At 69.9% G+C, this 17,205-nt stretch carries 17 protein-coding genes; 16 read left to right on the forward strand and 1 reads right to left on the reverse strand.

Translation table 11 applies throughout. The annotated features are described in order from the left end of the window. Positions 1-923: 923 nt before the first annotated feature. From RWN05_RS12325 to der, 16 genes are all read left to right on the forward strand, one after another. Positions 924-1,592 carry a hypothetical protein gene (locus tag RWN05_RS12325; RefSeq protein WP_314139727.1) on the forward strand — a complete coding sequence of 223 codons (669 nt, stop codon included), beginning with the start codon at positions 924-926 and terminating at the stop codon, positions 1,590-1,592. Between the two features lie 4 nt (positions 1,593-1,596). After that, positions 1,597-2,598, forward strand: coding sequence for an HAD-IIA family hydrolase (locus RWN05_RS12330; protein WP_240555473.1), 1,002 nt, complete (start codon positions 1,597-1,599; stop codon positions 2,596-2,598). A 91-nt stretch (positions 2,599-2,689) separates the two neighbouring features. Next, positions 2,690-2,848, forward strand: coding sequence for a hypothetical protein (locus RWN05_RS12335; protein WP_167620469.1), 159 nt, complete (start codon positions 2,690-2,692; stop codon positions 2,846-2,848). A 3-nt stretch (positions 2,849-2,851) separates the two neighbouring features. Further along, positions 2,852-3,703, forward strand: coding sequence for a TlyA family RNA methyltransferase (locus RWN05_RS12340; protein WP_314139728.1), 852 nt, complete (start codon positions 2,852-2,854; stop codon positions 3,701-3,703). A gap of 4 nt (positions 3,704-3,707) precedes the next feature. Then, positions 3,708-4,718, forward strand: coding sequence for an NAD kinase (locus RWN05_RS12345; RefSeq protein ID WP_079002652.1), 1,011 nt, complete (start codon positions 3,708-3,710; stop codon positions 4,716-4,718). Beyond that, positions 4,715-6,412 carry a DNA repair protein RecN gene (recN, locus tag RWN05_RS12350; RefSeq protein WP_079002651.1) on the forward strand — a complete coding sequence of 566 codons (1,698 nt, stop codon included), beginning with the start codon at positions 4,715-4,717 and terminating at the stop codon, positions 6,410-6,412. The genes RWN05_RS12345 and recN overlap by 4 nt, the downstream gene beginning before the upstream one ends. Before the next feature lie 86 nt (positions 6,413-6,498). Further along, positions 6,499-8,193, forward strand: a complete 1,695-nt coding sequence (locus tag RWN05_RS12355; protein WP_314139803.1) for a CTP synthase — start codon at positions 6,499-6,501, stop codon at positions 8,191-8,193. Continuing rightward, on the forward strand, positions 8,186-8,824 hold the full coding sequence (locus RWN05_RS12360; RefSeq protein WP_314139730.1) for an NUDIX hydrolase: 639 nt from the start codon (positions 8,186-8,188) through the stop codon (positions 8,822-8,824). The genes RWN05_RS12355 and RWN05_RS12360 overlap by 8 nt, the downstream gene beginning before the upstream one ends. 3 nt (positions 8,825-8,827) lie before the next feature. Beyond that, positions 8,828-9,763, forward strand: coding sequence for a site-specific tyrosine recombinase XerD (gene xerD / locus RWN05_RS12365; protein ID WP_064295491.1), 936 nt, complete (start codon positions 8,828-8,830; stop codon positions 9,761-9,763). Positions 9,764-9,848: 85 nt separating this feature from the next. After that, entirely contained in the window at positions 9,849-10,724 is an 876-nt protein-coding gene (locus tag RWN05_RS12370; RefSeq protein WP_071260744.1) for a ParA family protein, read from the forward strand. Between the two features lie 103 nt (positions 10,725-10,827). Beyond that, positions 10,828-11,595 carry a ScpA family protein gene (locus RWN05_RS12375; protein ID WP_064295504.1) on the forward strand — a complete coding sequence of 256 codons (768 nt, stop codon included), beginning with the start codon at positions 10,828-10,830 and terminating at the stop codon, positions 11,593-11,595. Further along, entirely contained in the window at positions 11,588-12,223 is a 636-nt protein-coding gene (gene scpB / locus RWN05_RS12380) for an SMC-Scp complex subunit ScpB (protein ID WP_079002648.1), read from the forward strand. Before RWN05_RS12375 ends, scpB begins: the two co-directional genes overlap by 8 nt. Then, complete coding sequence (locus tag RWN05_RS12385; protein ID WP_079002647.1) at positions 12,189-13,010, forward strand: pseudouridine synthase; 822 nt, start codon at positions 12,189-12,191, stop codon at positions 13,008-13,010. Before scpB ends, RWN05_RS12385 begins: the two co-directional genes overlap by 35 nt. After that, positions 13,007-14,107 (forward strand): prephenate dehydrogenase, encoded by a 1,101-nt coding sequence (locus RWN05_RS12390; RefSeq protein ID WP_079002646.1) that lies wholly within the window; start codon positions 13,007-13,009, stop codon positions 14,105-14,107. The genes RWN05_RS12385 and RWN05_RS12390 overlap by 4 nt, the downstream gene beginning before the upstream one ends. An 8-nt stretch (positions 14,108-14,115) precedes the next feature. Then, on the forward strand, positions 14,116-14,853 hold the full coding sequence (gene cmk / locus RWN05_RS12395) for a (d)CMP kinase (protein ID WP_064295487.1): 738 nt from the start codon (positions 14,116-14,118) through the stop codon (positions 14,851-14,853). After that, complete coding sequence (gene der, locus RWN05_RS12400) at positions 14,840-16,348, forward strand: ribosome biogenesis GTPase Der (protein ID WP_079002645.1); 1,509 nt, start codon at positions 14,840-14,842, stop codon at positions 16,346-16,348. Before cmk ends, der begins: the two co-directional genes overlap by 14 nt. A gap of 93 nt (positions 16,349-16,441) precedes the next feature. On the opposite strand, the gene RWN05_RS12405 is transcribed toward der, so the two are convergent. Beyond that, on the reverse strand, positions 16,442-17,089 hold the full coding sequence (locus RWN05_RS12405; RefSeq protein WP_167620468.1) for a TetR/AcrR family transcriptional regulator: 648 nt from the start codon (positions 17,087-17,089) through the stop codon (positions 16,442-16,444). Between the last annotated feature and the right edge of the window lie 116 nt (positions 17,090-17,205).

The raw sequence follows: 17,205 nt of genomic DNA on the forward strand, positions 1-17,205 counted from the left end.
GGACTTCTTCGTTGAAATGGCCACCCAAGGTTCTTGGGTGGCCATTTTGCGTTAAGTCGTCGTTTCACGGGTACCGTGGGACAAGAATTCAACAGTAGGTTGACGCCGGGTGACGGCGTCCGAGCACCGTGGAGATCATCGTGAGTGACCAGTCAGCAGACCAGCCCGACAAGGGTGAGCGACGTCCTCCGAGATCCTCCGGTGACAACCGTGGGAACGGTGGTGCTGCACGGCGCGATGATCGCGCTCGTGGCACCGATCGTCCCCAGCGATCCGACCGTCCAGCACGGAGTGGTGACCGCCCGTCATCAGGGGACCGTCCGCAGCGTTCGGACCGTCCGGCTTGGCAGAAAGATCGTCCGGCGGCGGGGGATCGTCCGCAGCGTTCGGATCGTCCCGCGCGCAGCGGTGACCGTCCGTCATCAGGGGACCGTCCGCAGCGTTCGGATCGTCCGGCCTGGCAGAAGGATCGGCCAGCGTCCGGCGACCGTCCGCAACGGTCAGATCGGCCTGCCTGGCAGCGGGACCGCACGGCGTCGGGGGATCGTCCGCAGCGGTCCGACCGTCCTGCACGGAGCGGCGACCGTCCGTCGTCCGGCGATCGTCCGGACCGTGGGAACCGGACCGACCGTGGACACTCTTCTGAGCGCGGTGGCCGTCCCGACCGCGGGCGCGACAGCGGTGGACGTGAGCTGTGGACGCGCGATGGTGCTCCAGCCCGCGGCGACCGAGACGCCTTCCGACGCGAGCGCGAGCTGACGGAAGAAGAGCGCATCGCGTTCGAGCTCAAGTCGATCCGGCCGCGTCACGACGACCCGGAGATCCCTGACGACGTCACGCCGCAGGACCTCGACAAGGGTGCGCGAAACGAGCTGAAAACCCTGAGCAAGGAGAACGCCGACGGCGTCGCCCAGCACCTGGCGATGGCGGCGCGACTGATCGACAGCGATCCTGCGTTGGCCCACCTCCACGCGATGTCCGCTGCCCGTCGGGCCGGCCGGATCGCGATGGTCCGCGAGACCCTCGCCATCACCGCGTACGAGACCGGCGACTACGCCCTCGCGCTTCGCGAACTGCGGACCTACCGCCGTATCTCCGGTAAGGACGACCAGTTGCCACTCATGGTGGACAGTGAACGCGGCGTCGGCCGACCGGAGCGTGCCTTGGAACTCGGACGGTCCGTCGATCGCTCGACCCTCGATGTGCCGGTCCGCGTCGCCCTCGCGATCGCGATGTCGGGTGCCCGGCTCGACCTCGGGCAGACCGAGGACGCGCTGCTCGAGCTGCAGATCCCGCAGCTCGACCCGAAGCGCGCGTTCTCCTACAGCCCGGCGCTGTTCAACGCGTACGCCGAGACTCTCGAGGTCCTCGGTCGTGAGGAGGAAGCGGCCGTCTGGCACGACCGTGCGATGATCGCTTCCGAAGCGCTCGAGCAGTCCGCTGCGGACGACGAGGGCGAGACGATGGTGGTCGTGGAGGAGTTCCTCGAGTTCGACGACGAACCCGAGTCGCCCGCGGCAGTGGCCCCTGAATCCGACGATCAGCCCGGGGAGGAGCCGTCCGGTGAGCCCGCTGCTGACGAGAAGGCCTAAGCCCGTGACCCCGCTCGACGGCGTCGACGTGGTCCTCGCCGATCTGGACGGCGTGGTCTACGCCGGTCCGAACCCGATCCCGCACGCGGTCGAGTCGCTGAACCTGGCGGCGGAACACGTTCGCGTCGGATACATCACGAACAACGCCTCCCGGACGGACGCCTCCGTCGCGCAGCACCTGACCGACCTCGGCCTCAGCGTCGCGCCGGCAGAGGTCGTCACGAGCCCACAGGCCGCGGTCAGACTGCTGGCCGGTCTCGTGCCCGCCGGGTCGACGATCCTGGTGGTCGGTGGCGCCGGGCTCGTCGATGAGGTCGAGAAGGGTGGCTTCGTCGTCACCCGTTCGGCTGAGGACTCGCCGGCTGCGGTGATCCAGGGGTTCGCTCCCGAGGTCGGCTGGTCGCAGCTGGCGGAAGCGGCGTTCGCGCTGCAGACGCCGACCGCCGACGGTTCCGAGCTGCCGTGGGTCGCGACGAACACGGACTGGACCATCCCGCAGGCTCGCGGGATCGCTCCGGGAAACGGCACGCTGGTGTCGGCCGTCCACACGGCGGTCGGCCGTCTGGCGACCGTCGCCGGGAAGCCGGAGGTTCCGATCTTCGACGAGGCGAAGGTGCGTTTCGGCGCATCGAAGCCGCTCTTCATCGGCGACCGACTCGACACCGACATCCTCGGCGCGAACCGCGCCGGGATCGCGTCGGCCCTCGTCCTGACCGGCATCGATCGGGCCAAGCACGTCCTCGCGGCCGACCAGCACTCCCGGCCGACCTTCATCCTCGAGGACCTGCGGCAGCTGCATGAGCCCTATCCGGCCACCACCATGTCGCGCGACGGCAAGGCGGCGACGGTCGGTGCGGCCACGGTGCGGATCCGTGGGAACGACGTCGTGGTGGAGTCCGACGGCCCCTCCCGGATCGACCTGCTGCGTGCCGCGTGCGCCGCGATCTGGGCGTCCGGCCGTGCCATCTACGGGCTCAACGTCCCGGAGCACCTGTACGCGGAGTGATGCCCACCCCTCGGGAGGCGCGGGTCGCCACCGGTGTTCGCCCACAGCGGTTCCCGCGGGCGGCGACGGTGGCGGCCGGTAGGGTTGCCCTGTGACGAACGAACCGGAGCACCCGACCGACGGCCTCGTGTCCCGCGTCCGCCTCATCGACGAGCAGCCGCTCGAGGAGCGGGCCGCCGCGTACGGTGAGCTCGTCGACGAACTCCGGGCGACGCTCGAGGGGAGCGACTCGCCGAAGACGTCGGCGTAACGCATGGAGAACACACCCGAAGCATCGGCTGCAGCCGATTCGCCGAACGGCGCCGCGCAGCCCGCCCGCCTCGACGCCGCCCTCGCCGCGCGAGGACTCGCCCGCTCCAGAACCCATGCGGCCCAGCTCATCGCCGACGGGCTCGTGAGCGTCGACGACCGCACGATCGTGAAGGCCTCCCACCGGGTCCACCCGGATGCGCGGGTCGCCGTCGCCGGCGCCGACCACTACGTCAGTCGAGCCGCCCACAAGTTGCTCGCCGCCCTGGACACCTTCCCGGTCGTCGTCGACGACGCACTCGTCCTCGACGCCGGCGCCTCCACCGGCGGGTTCACCCAGGTCCTGCTCGAGCGCGGAGCGCGTCGGGTGGTCGCCCTCGACGTCGGGCACGACCAGCTCGTGCCGCAGCTCCGAGACGACGAGCGGGTGCGGGTCGTGGAGGGGTGCAACGTCCGCTTCCTGACGCCGGAGCAGCTCAGTGACCTCACCGGCCTCGACGAGCGTCCGTCGCTCGTGGTCGGCGACCTCTCGTTCATCTCCCTCACCCAGGTGCTCCCGGCACTCGTGTCGGTCGTCGCGTCACCGGCGGAACTCGTCCTGCTCGTCAAACCGCAGTTCGAGGTCGGTCGTGGTGGCGTCCGTGAGGGCGTCGTCACCGATCCCGCGCTCCGTGCCGACGCCGTCGCAGGCGTCCTGTGGGCGGCCTGGGACCTCGGGCTGGGGACGGCCGGGCTCATCCCGTCGCCGATCGTCGGCACCCACGGCAACCGCGAGTACGTGGTGTGGATATCGGCCGAGCACGGAACCAATCCGACAGAATGGATGCAGCAGATCACCTCGATGGCTGGAGCGTAACCCGATGGCACATTCCACCGATCCTGCGGTCGCGGCGAGGAACATCCTGGTCGTCGCGCACACCGGTCGCGACGACTCCCGCGATGCCGCCGTGCTCGTGTCCAGGCTGCTCCTGGAGGCGGGCGTCCGCCCGGTCCTCAGCGCGCTGGAGCGGGCCGACCTCATCGCCGTCGACCCGGAGCTCGACGTCGTCTCCATCCTCGACGAGGAGGTCTCCCTCGGCGACATCGAACTGGCGATCGTCCTCGGCGGCGACGGCACGATCCTGCGAGCGGCCGAGGTCACCCGAGGATCGGCGGCGCCGCTGCTCGGGGTGAACCTCGGCCACATCGGCTTCCTCGCCGAGAGCGAGCGCGACGACCTCGCCGAGACGGTCGAACGGGTCGTGCGTCGCGACTACTTCGTGGAGGAGCGCATGACGCTCTCCGTCCGGGTCAAGGTCGGCGCGGAGGTCGTCTACGAGACCTGGGCGCTCAACGAGGCCACGGTCGAGAAGGCGAGCCGGGAACGCATGCTCGAGGTCGTGATCGAGGTCGATCAGCGTCCGCTCTCCTCCTTCGGGTGCGACGGGGTGGTCATCTCGACGCCGACCGGCTCAACCGCCTACAACTTCTCGGCGGGCGGCCCGGTCGTGTGGCCGTCGGTGGAGGCCATCACCCTCGTCCCGCTCAGCGCGCACGCCCTGTTCGCGAAGCCGCTCGTGGTCGGCCCGGAGTCGTCCCTCGCCGTCGAGGTCCTGGAACGCACCGACGGCCTCGGCGTGCTCTGGTGCGACGGACGCCGGGCCAAGGACCTCCAGCCGGGCGCACGGGTGGTCGTCAGACGCTCCTCGGTGCCGGTCCGTCTCGCGCGCCTCCACGAGAGCACCTTCACCGATCGTCTCGTCAACAAGTTCCGGCTGCCGGTCACCGGATGGCGCGGCCCCGTCGGACGCGAGGAGCCGATGACCGGCACCATTCACGTCCCGGCCTCCACGGCCACCCGGCACCACAGCGATCAGGAGGGCACCGCATGATCGAGGAGATCGAGATCCGCGACCTCGGCGTCATCGCGTCCGGGACGCTCCCACTCGGACCCGGTTTCACCGCCGTGACGGGTGAGACCGGCGCGGGCAAGACGATGGTGGTCACCGCCCTCGGGCTGCTCCTCGGTCAGCGGTCGGACAGCGGCGTCGTGCGAGCGGGCCAGAAGCAGACGAGTGTCCAGGGACGCTGGTTGGTGCCGGGCGACGGCGTGGTCGCCGAGCGCGTCCGCGAGGCCGGGGGAGACCTCGACCCCGCGGGTGATGCGGCAGAGCTGCTGCTCGGTCGGATCGTGACCGCCGAGGGCCGCGGCCGCGCGATCGTCGGTGGCCGGACGGCGCCCATCGGTATCCTCTCCGAACTCGGCGAGCAGCTCGTCGTCGTGCACGGGCAGTCCGACCAGATCCGGCTGCGGGCCGCGCCGGCCCAGCGGGACGCCCTGGACCGCTTCGCCGGTGAACCGCTCCAGCGGGCCCTCGGCGACTACCAGCGGCGCTACACGGAGCTCCTCGAGCTGCGGACGGAGCTCGAGACCCTGACGAACGAGCGCGACACGCGGCTCCTCGAGGCCGAGCAACTGCGCGTCGCGCTCGCCGAGATCGAGCAGGCCGACCCGCAGCCCGGCGAGGACGCCGAGCTCGCCGAGCGCGCCGATCGACTGACGAACCTCGAAGAGCTCCGTCTCTCGGCTGCCGGCGCCCGAGAACTCGTCTCGGCCGAGGCGGGCGAGGAGAGCGACGTCGTCGGACTCCTCGAAGGCGCGCGGCGGCAGCTCGACCGTGCCTCGGTGCACGATCCCGCCCTCGGCGCGATCGCCGCGAGTGTCGCCAACGCGAGCTACCTGGCCGCGGAGATCGCCGCCGAGCTCTCGAGCTACCTCGCCGGACTCGACGAGGACGGCGCTCGCGAACTCGAGGTCGTCCAGGAGCGCCGTGCCACGCTCGCGACACTCGCCAGGAAGTACGGGCCGACGCCTGACGACGTCCTGCACCTGCTCGAGACGGGCAGCACCCGCCTGATGGAGCTCGACGGCGACTCCGACCGCATCACCCAGCTCGAGGGCGACGTCGAACGGCTCTCCGGGGAGGTCGATGCCGCTGCCGCGACGTTGAGCGCCGTCCGGGTCGAAGCCGCTGCTCGACTCGGCGCAGCCGCGAGCGCGGAACTGCGCTCGCTCGCCATGGCCGAGGCGGAGCTCGTCGTCGAGGTGTCCGATCGCGACGACCTCACGCTGCATGGCAAGGACGTGATCGCCTTCCTCCTCCGGCCGCACGCCGGTGCCGAGCCCCGACCGCTCGGCAAGGGCGCCTCGGGCGGAGAGCTGTCCCGGGTGATGCTCGCCCTCGAGGTCGTCATCGCCGGCGCGGACCCCGTACCGACCTTCGTGTTCGACGAGGTCGACGCCGGCGTCGGCGGAGCCGCGGCGATCGAGATCGGGCGTCGCCTCGCGGCCCTCGCCGAACGCTCGCAGGTGATCGTCGTCACCCACCTCGCGCAGGTCGCGGCCTTCGCGAACAACCACCTGAGCGTGGTCAAGGGCGGAGACGGTTCGGTGACGGCGTCGAGCGTGCGCCAGCTCGTCGGCGCCGAGCGGGAGGCGGAGATGGCGCGGCTGCTCTCCGGGCTCGCGGAGTCCGACAGCGGCCTCGCCCACGCCCGCGAACTGCTCGCCCTCGCAGCCTCCTGACGACGCGACCGCGAAGGAAGCGACACATGGACCCGAACTGGATGGTAGGATAAAAGCCCGTGGTGAATACTTCTGAAGCGGGCAACCTGAACTCTCCGATCGACGGCATCGTCTCGGGCTCCAACGGCACGACCAAGCACATCTTCGTGACTGGTGGTGTCGTTTCTTCGTTGGGCAAGGGGCTCACCGCAGCCAGCCTCGGCAACCTGCTGACGGCGCGCGGGCTCCGGGTGGTCATGCAGAAGCTCGACCCCTACCTCAACGTCGACCCGGGCACGATGAACCCGTTCCAGCACGGCGAGGTCTTCGTGACCGACGACGGCGCCGAGACCGACCTCGACATCGGCCACTACGAGCGGTTCCTCGACATCGAGCTGAGCCAGGCCGCGAACGTGACGACGGGTCAGATCTACTCGACCGTGATCGCCAAGGAGCGTCGCGGCGAGTACCTCGGCGACACCGTGCAGGTGATCCCGCACATCACGGACGAGATCAAGCGCCGCATGCGCCTCCAAGCGTCCGAGACCCCCCAGCCCGACGTGATCATCACCGAGATCGGTGGCACGGTCGGCGACATCGAGTCGCAGCCGTTCATCGAGTCGGCACGGCAGATCCGCCACGAGCTCGGCCGGAACAACGTGTTCTTCGTCCACGTCTCGCTCGTGCCGTACATGGGCGCCTCCGGTGAGCAGAAGACGAAGCCGACGCAGCACTCCGTCGCGGCCCTCCGGTCCATCGGCATCCAGCCCGACGCACTCGTGCTCCGCAGCGACCGCCCGGTGACCGAGAGCAACAAGCGCAAGATCGCGCTCATGTGCGACGTCGACGAGGACGCGGTCGTGAACGCGGTCGACGTCCCGAGCATCTACGACATCCCCACCATGCTGAACGACCAGGGCCTCGATGCCTACATCGCCGACCGCCTGGGTCTCGTCACCAACGAGGTCGACTGGAGCGGCTGGGCCGACCTCCTCGAGGCCGTCCACCACCCGAAGCACGCCGTCACCATCGGCCTCGTCGGCAAGTACATCGACCTGCCCGACGCCTACCTGTCGGTGACCGAGGCGCTCAAGGCCGGCGGCTTCGCCCACGACACGAAGGTCAGCATCCGTTGGATCCCGTCCGACGACTGCGAGACCGTCGAGGGAGCGATCGAGGCGCTCGCCGACGTCGACGGCATCTGCGTCCCCGGTGGCTTCGGCATCCGCGGCATCGAGGGCAAGCTCGGCGCCCTGAAGTTCGCCCGCGAGAACGGCATCCCGGTGCTCGGCCTCTGCCTCGGCCTGCAGTGCATGGTCATCGAGTACGCCCGGAACGTCGTCGGGCTCGAGGGCGCCAGCTCGTCCGAGTTCGACCCCGACACGCAGTTCCCCGTCATCGCGACGATGGCCGAGCAGGTCGAGATCATCGCCGGCGGCGACCTCGGCGGCACGATGCGCCTCGGTCTGTATGCGGCGAAGCTCGACGAGGGCTCGATCGTCGCCGAGCTGTACGGTGCGGACGAGGTGTCCGAGCGTCACCGTCACCGTTACGAGGTGAACAACGGCTACCGCCAGCAGATCGCGGACGCCGGCCTCCAGTTCTCCGGCCTGTCGCCCGACGGCACGCTCGTCGAGTACGTCGAGCTGCCGCGCGAGGTGCACCCGTTCTACGTCGCCACGCAGGCGCACCCCGAGCTGCGGTCGCGCCCGAACCACGCGCACCCGCTGTTCGCCGGCCTCGTCGGTGCTTCGCTCGAGCGTCAGCAGGCGAGCCGGCTGTTCGACGTCGCCAATGGTTGAGTCGACCGGCGGCGCCGCGTCGTTGCGCGACGAGTCGCACCCCGTCGAGGTGGTGTCCTCGGAGCGCGCGTTCGCGGGCAAGGTGTGGGGCATCCGTCGGGAGACGTTCCGCTACGGTGACGGGGAGGTCGTGCGCGAGTTCGTCGACCACACCGGGGCGGTGGCGGTGTTGGCGCTCGACGCCGACGAGCGCGTCCTGCTCATCCAGCAGTACCGTCACCCGATCGGGGAGCGCGACTGGGAGCTGCCTGCCGGCCTGCTCGACATCGCGGGGGAGGACCCGGCCGTGGCCGCGGGTCGCGAGCTGGAGGAGGAGGCCGATCTGGTCGCCGGTTCGCTTCAGCTGCTGACGGAGTTCTACACGACGCCCGGTGGCAGCAACGAGTCGATCCGCATCTATCTCGCGCGTGACCTCACCGCGACCGCCGAGGCCTTCGCCCGTGCTGAGGAGGAGGCGGACATCCTCGTGGAGTGGGTGCCGCTCGACGACGCCGTGGCCGCGGTACTCGACGGCCGGCTCCACAACTCGATCCTGATGCTCGGCGTCCTCACAGCCGCCGCGGCTCGGGATCGCGGGTGGTCGACGCTGCGCGACAGCGGCGACTCCACGATCGGGCCGGGCGGAGCCTGAGGCGTGGCGCTCGATCGCGCGGTCGCCGACTACCTGCGGCACATCGCGATCGAGCGCGGCCTGTCGGCCAATACGCAAGCCGCCTATCGGCGTGATCTCGAGGGCTACCTCGCCTGGCTCGGGGCGCACGGCGTCGTCGAGGCTCCGGCCGTCACCGCTGCGCACGTGTCGGAGTACACGGCATCGCTCCGGACACCCGAGGGGCAGCCGGTGCGTGCGTCCTCGCTCGCCAGGGTGCTGTCGTCGATCCGAGGTCTCCACCGGTTCCTGCTCGACGAACAGCTCGTCGAGGTCGACGTCGCACGTGAGGTGCGGCCGCCGAAGCTCCCGGGGCGGCTCCCGAAGGCGATCACGATCGACCAGGTCCGCGCGCTGCTCGAGACGACCGACGGCGACGACCTGTTGGCCGTCCGCGACAAGGCGCTCCTCGAACTGCTCTACGCGACCGGAGCCCGGGTCTCGGAAGCCGTCGGCCTGAACGTCGACGACGTCATCGACACCGACATCGTCCGACTCCTCGGCAAGGGCGGCAAGCAGCGGATCGTGCCGCTCGGCAGCTTCGCCCGCGACGCCGTCGACCGCTACCTCGTGCGCGTCCGGCCGGTCTTCTCCGGCCTCGGTCGTTCCACGCCGGCGCTGTTCCTGGGGCAGCGCGGTGCGCGACTGTCCCGGCAGAGCGCATGGCTCGTCCTCCAGCGTGCCGCCGAGCGCGCCGGACTCGAGTCGCACGTGTCGCCGCACACCCTCCGACACTCCTTCGCGACGCACCTGCTGCAGGGCGGAGCCGACGTCCGGGTCGTGCAGGAACTCCTCGGTCACTCCTCGGTGGCGACGACGCAGCTGTACACGCTGGTGACGGTCGACAACCTCCGTGATGTGTACACGCAGTCCCATCCCCGGGCGAGATGGACCGCGGGCGGAGCGGCACCGCAGGCCTGACCCGTGGCCCGGTAGACTCGTCACTCGAACGACAGCAAGCGGGAGCGAGGCAACACCGGTGGCCGGTACGAAGCACACGAGCGCAGTGCAGGATTCTGCGCGCAAGACCGCCGCCGAACTGAACCCGAACGGCCCGACCGGCCGCCCGCGTCGTGAGTTCGCGGTGCCGCCCACGCTGGCGCAGCACGGACCGGCACGCATCATCTCGCTCTGCAACCAGAAGGGCGGGGTCGGCAAGACGACGACCACCATCAGTCTGTCCGCCGCGCTGGCCGAATACGGCCGCCGGGTGCTCGTCGTCGACTTCGATCCGCAGGGTGCGCTGTCCGCCGGTCTCGGCATCTCCACCCACGACTCCAACACCGTGTACGACCTGCTGCTCGGCACCGTGAAGGACCCGGCCGAGGTCATCCAGCACACCGCCATCGAGGGTCTCGACGTGCTTCCGGCCAACATCGACCTCTCGGCCGCCGAGGTCCACCTCGTCAACGAGGTCGCGCGAGAGACGATCCTGGCCCGGGTGCTCCGCAAGGTGTCCGACGACTACGACGTCATCCTGATCGACTGCCAGCCCTCGCTCGGCCTCCTCACGGTCAACGCCCTCACCGCCAGCCACGGGGTGCTCATCCCGCTCGAGTGCGAATTCTTCGCGCTTCGCGGTGTCGCGCTGCTCATCGAGACCATCGACAAGGTGCGCGACCGCCTCAACCCGGCGATCGAGCTCGACGGGATCCTCGCCACCATGTACGACTCCCGGACGCTGCACTCGCGCGAGGTCCTCGAGCGCGTCGTCGACGCGTTCGGCGAGAAGGTCCTCGAGACGGTCATCGGACGGACCGTGAAGTTCCCCGACGCGAGCGTCGCCGGAACCCCGATCACCGAGTTCGCACCGGAGCACGCCGCCGCGAAGGCCTACCGTCAGCTCGCGAGAGAGCTCATCTCCCGTGGCGCGATCGCCTGATCCCGCGCGGACGCCCGTTGCCGTCCTCCCTCCGGCCGGCGACACCGGCTCGCGCTCCGATGAGGCGACGACCGTCGACCCCGCACCGGCACCGTCGTTCCGGGTGTCGTTCGAGGGCTTCGAAGGACCCTTCGACCTCCTGCTGACCCTCATCGGCAAGCACGAACTCGACATCACGGAGGTCTCGCTCAGCCGCGTGACCGATGAGTTCATCGCCTACCTGCGGACGCTCGAGGCCGATGACGAACTCGACCAGGCGAGCGAGTTCCTCGTCGTGGCGGCCACCCTGCTCGACCTCAAGATCGCGGGGCTGCTGCCGCAGGGCGAACTCGTCGACGCGGAGGACGTCGCCCTGCTGGAGGCGCGGGACCTGCTGTTCGCCCGCCTGTTGCAGTACCGCGCGTTCAAGCAGGCGTCCGCGTGGTTCGCGGAGCGCCTCGACCTGGAGGCGGCGCGCCACTTCCGGGCGGTCCGGCTGGAGGAGCAGTACCGCCAGCAGACCCCGGAACTCGTCTGGACGCTGACCGCGCAGGACTTCGGCGCACTCGCGACGCTCGCGTTCACGCCACGCGAGGTGCCGACCGTCGGTCTCGACCACCTGCACGCACCGCTCGTGAGCATCCGGGAGCAGGCGGCGCACGTCGTCGCCATCCTGCGCCGCGGCGGGTCCCACACCTTCCGCGAGCTCGTGGCCGGTGCGGAGCTGAAGGGCGTGGTCATCGCGCGCTTCATCGCCGTGCTCGAACTGTACCGGCACGCCGCGCTGTCCTTCGAGCAGATCGAACCGCTCGGCGAGCTCACCCTCCGCTGGACCGCCGAGACCTGGAACGACGACAGCCTCGCCAACCTGGGAGCCGATTACGATGCCTGACGCGTCACCCGAGTCGATCGAGCGGCCGACGGACGCCGCCGAGAGCCTGCCGCCCGAGCCCGCGCCGGTGCCCGCACCGGACGTCCCACGGGCGCTCGAGGCGATCCTCATGGTCGCCGACGAACCGCAGAGCCTCGTGAACCTCGCCGCTGCCGTGCACGTGCCGGTCGGAGCCGTCCGACGGGCCATCGCCGACCTCGTCGCCGACTACGACGGCGAACGCGGTGGCGTCCGACGCGGATTCGAACTCCGCGAGGTCGGCGGCGGCTGGCGGATCTACGTCCGAGCCGACTACGACGCGCTCGTCACCGACTACGTCGTGACGCAGAACCCGACGAAGCTCTCGCAGGCGGCGCTCGAGACCCTGGCCGTGATCGCCTACAAGCAGCCGATCAGCCGCGGCGCGATCGCCTCGATCCGCGCCGTCAACGTCGACTCCGTCGTCCGCACCCTCCTCGGGCGTGGACTCATCACGGAGATGTTCACCGACAGTGAGACGGGTGCCATCAACTACGGCACCACCGATCTCCTGCTCACCCAACTTGGTATCAACGCCATCGAGGAGCTGCCGCGGATCTCGCCGTTGCTCGACGATGGCCGGGAAGGATTCGACAGTGACCAGCACTGAATCAGAGGGCATCCGCTTGCAGAAGGTGCTGGCGAACGCCGGCGTCGCCTCGAGGCGCGTGTCGGAGCAGCTCATCGAGGACGGCCGCGTGGAGGTGAACGGCGTCGTCGTCACCGAGCTCGGCTCGCGGATCGACCCGGAGCACGACCTCGTGTCCGTCGACGGCAGCGCCATCCAGCTCGACGCCTCGAAGCGCTACCTCATGCTCAACAAGCCGGTGGGCATCTACAGCTCGCTGAAGGACGACCGCGGTCGCCCCGACCTGCGCCGCTTCACCGAGCAGTACGAGGAACGACTGTTCAACGTGGGCCGCCTCGACGCCGAGACGAGCGGTCTGCTCATCCTCACCAATGACGGCGACCTCGCGCACGTGCTCGCCCACCCCTCCTTCGGTGTGCAGAAGACGTACATCGCGAAGGTCACGGGCAAGGTGACCCCGCAGGTCCTCGCGAAGCTGACCGCGGGCATCGAACTCGAGGACGGACCGATCTCCGCCGACAAGGCCCGCCTGCTCGGCACCGAGGACGGCTCCAGTCTCGTGGAGCTCACGCTGCACTCCGGGCGGAACCGCATCGTCCGTCGCATGCTCGACGCCGTCGGCCACCCGGTCGTCGACCTCGTGCGCCGTCAGTTCGGTCCGCTGCACCTCGGGACGCTCGGATCCGGCCAGTTGCGCGAGCTCAGCAAGGACGAACTCGGCGCCATCCTGACCATCGCCCGCGCACACGGTCCTGAAGCCCGCGCGGCCGACGGCACGGCAGCGGAGGCGCCGGAGCCGACGGCATGAGCGACCTGAGCGCAGCTCCCGCGCGCGTGCAGGGCTCGGTCCGCATCGTCGGAGCCGGCCTCCTCGGCGCGAGCATCGGACTCGCACTGCGCGCCAAGGGCGTCGACATCATCCTCGACGACGCGTCGCCCAGCCAGTTGCGCCTCGCCATCGACTACGGCGCGGGTCGTGCGGCGGAACCCTCCGACGACCCGTCCGTCGTCGTCATCTGCGTCCCGCCGGACGTCACCGCTCGCGTCATCGAGGCCGAACTCGCCGCGTTTCCAAGCGCCGTCGTGACCGACGTCGCGAGCGTCAAGCTCGAACCGTACCGCGCACTGCTCGAGCGCGGTGTCGACCTCACCCGGTACATCGGTTCGCACCCGCTCGCCGGCCGTGAGCGCGGGGGAGCGATCTCGGCGCGAGCCGACCTCTTCCTCGGTCGCCCGTGGGTGATCTGCCGCGACGCCGAGACACCCGCCTGGGCGCTGTCGCAGGTGGAGGGCCTCGCGCTCGACCTCGGCACCATCCCGATGGAGATGACGCCGGACGAACACGACCGCTTCGTCGCGCTCGTCTCGCACACGCCGCAGCTCGTCGCGAGCCTCCTGGCCGCCCAGCTGCAGGACGCCGAGGAGGGCGCCATCCAGCTCGCCGGACAGGGGCTGCGCGACACCGTCCGCATCGCCTCGAGCGCGCCGGAGCTCTGGGTCCAGATCCTCAGCGCCAACCACGCCGAGGTCCTCCCGGTGCTCGAGCAGCTGTCCACCGACCTCGCGTCCGTCATCTCGGCACTCCGGGACCCGGAGGTGCCGGGCGCTCGCCGCACGATCGCGGACACGATCGCCGCCGGCAACACCGGCGTCGCACGGCTCCCCGGCAAGCACGGCCAGAACCGCCGGTTCGCGAGCATCGTCGTCCTGCTCGACGACCGCCCCGGCCAGCTGGGCGCCCTGTTCACCGAGCTCGGCGAGATCGGCGTCAACATCGAGGACCTGCGTCTGGAGCACTCGCCCGGCGCGAACATCGGTCTCGCGGAGGTCCAGGTCCTCCCCGAGGTGAAGCAGCGCACCGTCGACGACCTCGAGTCGCGCGGCTGGCGCATCGCGGAAGTATAGGAAGAGACATGACCGAACAGCACCCCACCAGCACCGACGCGTCGACGACGCCGGACGCACCCGTCGTGGTCGCGATCGACGGACCGGCCGGCAGCGGCAAGTCCAGCGTGAGCAAGGCCGTCGCCCGTCGGCTCGGCTACCGCTACCTCGACACGGGCGCCTGGTACCGCGCGCTCGCGCTCCACACGCTCGATGCAGACGTCGACCCGGAGGACTCGGCGGCGGTGATCGGCTCGCTCGACGCGTTCGGTGGCGCCTTCACCGTCTCACTCGACCCGGACGTGACCGCGTTCACGCTCGGTGATCGCGACGTCACGGACGAGATCCGCGGCCCTCGCGTGACGGCCGTCGTGTCCGCCGTCGCCCGTGTCCCGGAGGTGCGTGCATGGATCAACGAGACCTTCCGATCGCTCATCGCCGACGTCGACCGCCCGGGCATCGTCGTCGAGGGACGCGACATCACCACGGTGGTCGCACCGGATGCTCAGGCTCGGATCCTGCTCACGGCATCCGAAGCGGCTAGAATGGCCAGGCGTTCAGCGGAATTCGAGAGCCACCCTGCCGGCGACGTCGCGGAACAACTGCAGCGGCGTGATCGGGCGGACTCCAGGGTCGTCGACTTCATGAACGCGGCGGACGGAGTGACCACGGTCGACTCCACGCACATCGACTTCGACGAGACGGTCGACGCGGTCGTCCGCGTCACCGAATCCCTCACAGCAAGGAACTCCCATGGCTCACGATGACGAGCAGTTCGACGGAGGCCCCGACGACCTCGCGGACCGCCTCCAGGACATGGACGAGGAGCTCGCGACCCAGCGGGCCGCGTCCCTCCGCTCCGGCCTGGCCGACTACGACCTCGAGGGCGACGACCTCGACATCCTCGACGGCGCGACGGAGGACCCGGACGAGATCCGCTTCCTGCCGGCGCTGCCCGTCGTGGCGATCGTCGGACGACCGAACGTGGGCAAGTCCGCGCTGGTGAACCGCATCCTCGGCCGTCGTGAGGCCGTCGTGGAGGACACCCCCGGTGTCACCCGCGACCGCGTGAACTACAAGGCCGAGTGGAACGACCGTCGCTTCACGGTCGTCGACACCGGTGGGTGGGAGCCCGACGCCAAGGGCATCGACGCATCTGTCGCGGCCCAGGCCGAGATCGCCATCGACCTCTCCGACGTCGTGATCTTCGTGGTCGACGCCATGGTCGGTGCCACGGCGACCGACGAGCAGGTCGTCAAGCTCCTCCGCAAGACCGGACGCCCCGTCTTCCTCGTCGCCAACAAGGTCGACGACGCCCGTCAGGAGCCGGAGGCCGCAGCGCTCTGGAACCTCGGCCTCGGCGAGCCCCACCCGGTCTCCGCGATCCACGGTCGTGGTGTCGCCGACCTCCTCGACAAGATCCTCAAGGTCCTCCCGCAGGTCTCGGCCGTCGCGAAGGACGAGTTCGGCGGCCCCCGCCGTGTCGCGATCCTCGGACGCCCGAACGTCGGCAAGTCCAGCCTGCTCAACAAGACCGCAGGCGAGGAGCGCGTCGTCGTCAACGACCTCGCCGGGACCACCCGCGACCCGGTCGACGAGCAGATCGAGCTCGGCGGCAAGATCTGGCGCTTCGTCGACACCGCAGGCATCCGTCGTCGCGTGCACCTGTCGCAGGGTGCCGACTTCTACGCGTCGCTCCGCACGAGCACGGCGCTCGAGAAGGCCGAGGTGGCCGTCGTCCTCATCGACGTCACCGAGGTGATCAGCGAGCAGGACGTGCGCATCATCGACCTCGTCCTCGAGAGCGGTCGCGCCCTCGTGCTCGCCTTCAACAAGTGGGACCAGCTCGACGACGAACGCCGGAAGTACCTGGAGCGCGAGATCGAACAGGACCTCTCGCACGTGTCCTGGGCGCCGCGCGTCAACATCTCCGCGCGCACGGGCCGCCACTTGGAGCGTCTCGTCCCAGCCCTCGAGGTCGCCCTCGAGTCGTGGGACATGCGTATCCCCACCGGCAAGTTCAACGCCTTCCTCGCCGAGCTCACGGCGGCGCACCCGCACCCGTTGCGCGGTGGCAAGCAGCCCCGCATCCTGTTCGGCACGCAGGCCGCGAGCCGTCCGCCGACCTTCGTGCTCTTCACGACCGGCTTCCTCGATCCCGGTTACCGTCGCTACGTGGTCCGTCGCCTGCGCGAGATCTGGGGCTTCGAGGGCACGCCGATCAACGTCAACATGCGCGTCCGCGAGAAGCGCCAGCGCTGAACCGCGGCGTCCGTCTGCCTGACGGTGGCGACGAAGGCCCGGGACCACTCCATGAAGTGGTCCCGGGCCTTCGTCGTCCTGGTCGAGGCGTGATCAGGGGCGAGCGAGGGCGGGCTCGTCCGCTGGCGCCAAGGCGGGCTCGTGTTGGGCCTGGAACGGCCACCAGCTCGGGAGCAGCTCGCCGATGACCTCGAGGAACGACGCGATGTCGCGTGGTGCAGGGGTGTCGAGCCAGACGCGGAACGCCGCGACGGAGCCCGCGGCGACGAAGTGCGCTGCCGATCGCGTGAACAGCTCGCGCTGCTCCTCGCTCAGACATTCGGCGTGGGGGATGGTGATCGCCCCGCGCTCGAAGATCTCGAGCACCGTCGAGGTGAAGACGCGGTTGAGCATCGGCTGCAGACTCGCACCGATGAGGTCGTCGCCGAGACCGACGCGGTAGATGTCGGCGCGCTCGTCGATGTGGCGGAGCGCGGCGACTGTGGCGCTGGTGATCGCCGCCGGGGCGTCGTCCGCGGAGACGGTCGCCAGGTGGGTCATGCTCAGTTCCGTGAGCTCCTCGGCGAGGACCGATTCGAGCAGTTCGCACGGCGCCGCCGCGTGCTGGTAGAAGGTCGATCGGTTGATGCCGGCGCGTGCGGCGATCTCCGAGACGGAGATCTCGGAGGTGGGGCGTTCGGCGGCGAGTTGCAGGATCGTGCGCGCGAGCCGTGCCCGCGTCCGGCGTTGACGTGCATCCATGAGGGTCCTTCGCGTGGGTTCGGTGCGGCGGGCGCGAGCGCTGCCGATGCAATACTGGAGTTCAATATATAACATATTCTGCACGTGGTGTGGAGATGACGGTGGGCAAGGGGGTG

The organism is uncultured Plantibacter sp., assembly GCF_963518075.1.
Taxonomy (GTDB): Bacteria; Actinomycetota; Actinomycetes; order Actinomycetales; family Microbacteriaceae; genus Plantibacter; species Plantibacter flavus_A.